The organism is uncultured Mesonia sp. (assembly GCA_947499595.1).
GTDB lineage: Bacteria > Bacteroidota > Bacteroidia > Flavobacteriales > Flavobacteriaceae > Mesonia > Mesonia sediminis.
This window is the reverse complement of the sequence record CANMOY010000027.1, coordinates 1-1,292: the sequence shown is the minus strand read 5'-3', so window position 1 is coordinate 1,292 and position 1,292 is coordinate 1. Positions and strand designations below refer to the sequence as shown.

The 1,292-nt window shown below is 31.1% G+C and carries 1 protein-coding gene; it reads left to right on the top strand.

Features of this window, described 5'->3' with window-relative positions; all coding sequences use genetic code 11:
* The first annotated feature begins 92 nt into the window (after positions 1 to 92).
* Positions 93 to 1,097: a hypothetical protein gene (locus ACH2AZ_RS12400; RefSeq protein WP_394908092.1), complete on the top strand. Its 1,005-nt coding sequence runs from the start codon at positions 93 to 95 to the stop codon at positions 1,095 to 1,097.
* Positions 1,098 to 1,292 lie beyond the last annotated feature (195 nt).

The following is a 1,292-nucleotide window of genomic DNA, read 5'->3' as shown; positions in this document are numbered from 1 at the left end:
CGATAAATTTCATAAAAATCAGAAAAATAGTATTTTTAAGAGCATTAATTGGTAGTTTTGAGACTGACTGCCGTTGTGCCTAATTATGAAAAATGAGTTATGAATCTCAAAACATACTACCTAAAAGAACATCTTTAAAACTTGTAAAAGAGTTTTTAGAAATGTTAGATTATAGGTATTTAGGGAATTGGGATGCAGAAGAATTAGGTAAAATTCAAAGTTACCAATGGTTTGAAAGAAATGATTATAAATCTTGGTCTGGAGTTGAACTTTCTCTTTTTAAAAAAGACAAAATAATTCTTATAGAAACTAGAACAAATGCTGGACGTAGCTATTATGATTTAGAACATCAAAACAAAACAATTAAGCTACTTCGTCAATACTTTAAAGGACAATTTTTTACCGATTATGGAAAAAGCACATACTTACATCCAAACGGAATTGCATCGGAGCCTTCAGAATCTGGATGCTATTTAGCTTTTAGTGCATTTGGTTCCAATTTAATTAGAGTTAGACAATATTTTGACAGTCGAAATTTCAACGAAAGACACGATGAACCTTCTGGAATTTATTGGATTGATAGATTTAATCCAAAATACTTTTCAAACACATTAATCCTGCCTTTTATAGCATCTATTGCTGAAGATTTTTGGAAATCAACTTATATCGCTTTATTAAAATATTCAACAAATAAAGAAAAAATTCTAAAAGGAAATAGAATCTCTTCAGAACGATTAGCACAAGTATCTGAAGGACAATTGTCAATAGAAGATGCTTTTGCCGAATCAATTCCTTTCGGTAGATTATCAATGGTTTGTAAACATTTCAAAGCCTTAGACAGTAGAATTGATTTTGCAGGTGTCTTAAAAAGACCATATCGAAGACGAAAAAAAAGCTTGTTTGATAGCTTGGAAGAAATGACTGAAATTCGAAATGAAATAATACATAGTGCTAGCTCACCTATCTTTCTTGACGACGATTACATTCAGGACTTACTTAATATAATTCACGATTCGGTAGAACGATGTTATACTGAATTGACTAAAATAAATGATTGGAAATTCAATAAAGGTTGGGGAGTTGGTAGATTAAAATAACTAGGCACAACAATGTATAACAACAATTGCGGCTTTGTGTCCTGTGGACACATCCGCGCAAGCATAAAAGTCGGGAATTTTAGCTATATTAGTTTTCAAACAATCCGCAACTGATTGTTATACAAAACCGTCAGACTGTCTCAAAACCATGCCATCATTGCAGTCTTTTTTTAAGGATATATTTTTAATTTTTTT